At 61.7% G+C, this 3984-nt stretch carries 3 protein-coding genes and 1 pseudogene; all 4 read left to right on the forward strand.

The annotated features are described in order from the left end of the window. Nucleotides 1–15: 15 nt before the first annotated feature. On the forward strand, nt 16–1356 hold the full coding sequence (tssK, locus tag PMI17_RS04170; protein ID WP_007886491.1) for a type VI secretion system baseplate subunit TssK: 1341 nt from the start codon (nt 16–18) through the stop codon (nt 1354–1356). Further along, on the forward strand, nt 1353–2027 hold the full coding sequence (gene tssL, locus PMI17_RS04175; protein ID WP_007886492.1) for a type VI secretion system protein TssL, short form: 675 nt from the start codon (nt 1353–1355) through the stop codon (nt 2025–2027). The genes tssK and tssL overlap by 4 nt, the downstream gene beginning before the upstream one ends. Beyond that, entirely contained in the window at nt 2024–3721 is a 1698-nt protein-coding gene (locus tag PMI17_RS04180) for an OmpA family protein (RefSeq protein WP_007886493.1), read from the forward strand. The genes tssL and PMI17_RS04180 overlap by 4 nt, the downstream gene beginning before the upstream one ends. Nucleotides 3722–3725: 4 nt before the next feature. After that, a pseudogene (gene hcp / locus PMI17_RS04185) lies at nt 3726–3984 on the forward strand (type VI secretion system effector Hcp); the annotation flags it as partial.

Genomic DNA, 3984 nt, shown 5'->3' on the forward strand with positions numbered 1-3984 from the left:
AGGCGGAACTCAGGGATGAAAACAGAACAACCACTTTGGGGCCGGGGCACCATGATCTCACCCCAGCACTTTCAGCAGCAGTCCGCCTGGCAGGCGTGGCAAAGCGAGTGCATTGCGCGCATGGGGCTTAATCAGCCTTGGGGTGTATTTCAGGTTGAGTTTGAGCCGGAAGCGCTGAAGCTTGGTCGGCTTAAGCCGCGCCATCTGCATCTGCGCTTTCGCGACGGCACGCTGGTGGATACGCACAACGCCGATCCGCTGCCACCGACGCTGACGCTTGAGGCGGAGCAGAAGGAAGTGACGGTTGTTCTGGCGCTGCCGCAGCTCTATGCCAACGGCGGCAACTGCCTGCAGGAGAGCGACGTGGCCGAGCGCCCGGTACGCTTTCGCCAGCGCTGGCGCGATATCCGCAACCTGTTCGGGGATGACATCCGGCAGGTTGCGGTATTGCATCCTGAACTGACGCTGCGTTATGCACATCAGGACAACAGCGACTGGCTGACCTGTGCGGTGGCGCGTCTGCAGCAGGATGCGCAGGGCGGCTGGGCGCTGGACAGCCAGTTCCTGCCGCCGCTGCTGACCCTGCAATCCAGCCCGTGGCTGATGACGGCACTTGAACAACTGGTGACGCAGCTGCGTGCACGGCTGGTGCGTCTGATGGCGATGCGGCGCGAAAGCAACCAGCGCATGGCCGATTTCGCCGTCGCTGACGTGTCGCTGTTCTGGCTGCTCAACGCGCTCAACAGTGCCGAACCGCTGCTGGCTGATTTTCTGCGCCATCCGCAAAGCCCACCGGAACGGCTTTATCCGGAGCTGGCAAGGCTGGCGGGCAGTTTGCTGACGTTCTCGCTGGAGCATCAGGTGAGCGCTATCCCGGCTTACCACCATGACAATTTGAATGAGGTGTTCCCGCCGCTGTTCAGCCTGCTCGGCACGCTGCTGGAGGCGAGTCTGCCTTCGCGCATGGTGGCGATAGAGATGAGCCACGATCGTCGACTGCGCCAGTGGCAGGCGCGTCTCAACGATCCACGCCTGCGCGAGGAAGCGGATTTCTACCTGTCGGTGCGCTCGCCGCTGCCGGTGGCGCAACTTCAAGAGCAGTTCCCGCGCCAGTGCAAAGTGGGCAGTCCGGATGACGTGACTGCGCTGGTCAACAGCTCACAGCTGGGTATTCCACTGAAACCGCTCAGCCACGTGCCGGCCGCCATTCCGCTGCGACTGGAGAACCAGTATTTCTCACTGGATCTGTCGCATCCGGCGGCACGCGCCATGCTCGAGAGCGCCAGCTGCATGTTTTATGTCCCCGGCACGCTGGGTGACCCGGAACTGGAACTCTTCGCGGTGCTGAGATCATGAGTGCTGAAGCAAAAAATATCGATATTGATGCGCTGCTGCAAAACACCTGGCTGCAGGTGATCAGCCTGCGACACGGCCCGGAATTTGCCGACGGTGAAGGGCTGGCGCTGTGGCAGCGCTGCGTCGCTGATGCGGAGCGGGTGCAGCTGGCGCTGCGTGACGCGGGCGTCAGCCGCGAGAGCTGTCAGGACATTCTGCTGGCGCAGTGCGCACTGCTGGATGAGGCGGTGAAAGGGCGCGGCGTGCAGGATGATGCCTGCCTGCAGTGGTATCACATGCCGCTGCAGGGCCATTTTTTGCAAACCATGGACGCGGGTGAAACGCTGTGCGATCGCATGCAGCAGGTTCTCGCACAGCCGGAAGCCGACGAGAGGGTGCTGACCTGCTTTCATCGCGTGATGATGCTGGGATTTCTTGGCGGTTATGTGTCTGCTGATACGCCCGCACGCCAGCAACTGATGAGCGCGCTGACGAAACGCGTCCCCCCTTTCACGCGAGCGGCGGATGCGCCGTTGTTATCGCTGGCAAGCGGTGGGCTCCGCGCGGGCTGGCTCAGTAGCTGGCCCGCACGTCTTGGCCTGACCGCGCTGCTGCTGGCCGCGCTATGGTGGGGACTGAATCACTGGCTCGATCACCTCATCACGACGCTGCTGCCCGGAGTTAAAGGATGAAGCCGCTGCTTCCCCGCCTGCTGGTGCTCTGGATCTGGCTGCTTGCAGCGGTGTTGTGCACGCAGTTTCTAAGCTTTGCGCGCAGCAGCGATTTTCTCGTGCTGCTGGTGGTACTGCTGTTTGCTGGCGCGATGACCTTCAGGCTGTTGTGTCGCCACACTAAAAATGCCGAACAGACGTGGACGGATTTACCTGACGCCGCGTACCGCCAGTCGGTGGTGCTGTGCTGCGGCGAAAGCGTTCTCTCCGCTGACGAACCGGTGCGCGTTCTGCCGCATGGCTGCTTTATTCGCGTTGTCGATAGCAGCGAACTCCAGCACAGCGTACGCCTGCTGCTGCAGCAACGCCCCAACTGGGGTCGCCAGATTTCAATCTGTCTCAATATCAGTCCACAGCAACAGCAGGACAGCACAGCGCTGGAAAATGTGTTGTTCGCTCTGCGCTGGCAAATCGCGCTACTGCGCCGTGAAACCCGCCAGTCTCTGCCGCTACTGCTTAATGTCGGCATTACCGGCGAGATGACGCAGTGCGCTGCACCGCTTTGGCAGGTGCAGCTGGCGGGAAACAGCCCACAAATCTGGCTGGATGACGCCGCGCCGCGCGGCGTGAGCGAATGGCTGCAGTCGGGTGGCAGCGTGGCGATGCAGCAGCAGGTCATGCTCAACTCGCTGGATGCGTGGACGCGCCAGCATGTGCTGCGCGTGCTGTCGGAGGCACACAGTGATGTCGCCGCCGTGATACCCGCCGCATATGTGTTGCAGCTGCAACCCGCTACGCCTGGCACTGGCAATGACTCTCTGTGGCGCGACTGGCTGTGGCAGCACACCACCATCCGCAGCGCCGGTGCCGCAGCGAATACAGCCGTCATCCTGCCTGACTTTATCCTTCCGCTGCTTCCAGAAGGCCGTAGCGTGACGCCAGTCATTCGTGCGTTGCACAGGGCGATCACGGCCTTCGCCGTTGCCGCTGTCATTGCACTCTGTGCGGTGGCCTGGAATAACCAGTCGCTGATCCGGCGCATTGTATTCGACCTCGAACACTACCACCGCATTGCTATGACGGATTACACGCCGAAGCTTGCTGCTGTGCAGGTACTGCGCGAGGACGTCAGCCAGCTTGATAACTATGCGCGTCAGGGCGTGCCGCTGCGCCTGGGGCTGGGACTGTATCAGGGCGGTCATCTGCGTCTGCCGGTGCTGCACGCCATCAGTTCATGGGTTCCTGAACCTAAGCCTGAACCTAAACCGGCGCCGAAGCCCAAACCGCAGCCGACGCTGGTGCGTCTGGATGCGATGTCGCTGTTCGATTCCGGCAAATCCGATCTGAAAACGGACTCGACCAAAGTGATGGTGAACGCGCTGGTCAACATCAAAGCGCGCGCGGGCTGGCTGATTGTGGTCGCGGGTTATACCGACGATACCGGGAATCCGACGCTCAACCAGCGCCTGTCGCTGAAGCGCGCGGAAGCGGTACGCGACTGGATGCGCGACACCGGTGATGTGGATGAAAGCTGTTTCGCGGTGCAGGGCTTTGGCCAGAGTCGCCCAATGGCGTCCAACGATACCACCGAAGGCCGCGCGGCCAACCGGCGCGTTGAAATCAGTCTGGTGCCGCAGGCCGACGCCTGCCAGGCAGCGGACGCAATCCCTCCGTCATCACAGGATGGTGACGGCAATCATGAAGAAAAGGAGTAACAACATGGCAATTCCGGTTTATCTGTGGCTGAAGGACGACGGCGGTGCGGACATCAAGGGATCGGTGGACGTGCAGGACCGTGAGGGCAGCATTGAGGTGGTGGCGCAGCAGCACAACCTCTACATCCCGACCGACAACAACACCGGCAAACTGACCGGCACGCGCATTCACACGCCGTTCCTGTTCACCAAAGAGATCGATTCTTCCAGCCCGTACCTCTACAAAGCGGTGACCACCGGTCAGACGCTGAAGTCGGCGGAGT

It is taken from the genome of Pantoea sp. GM01, assembly GCF_000282675.1.
In the GTDB taxonomy this organism is placed as follows: domain Bacteria; phylum Pseudomonadota; class Gammaproteobacteria; order Enterobacterales; family Enterobacteriaceae; genus Pantoea; species Pantoea nemavictus.

Bases quoted from the DNA above. Each gene is read 5' to 3' on its own strand.
- tssK (WP_007886491.1), top strand. From the start codon at position 16: ATGAAAACAGAACAACCACTTTGGGGCCGGGGCACCATGATCTCACCC.
- tssL (WP_007886492.1), top strand. From the start codon at position 1,353: ATGAGTGCTGAAGCAAAAAATATCGATATTGATGCGCTGCTGCAAAAC.
- PMI17_RS04180 (WP_007886493.1), top strand. From the start codon at position 2,024: ATGAAGCCGCTGCTTCCCCGCCTGCTGGTGCTCTGGATCTGGCTGCTT.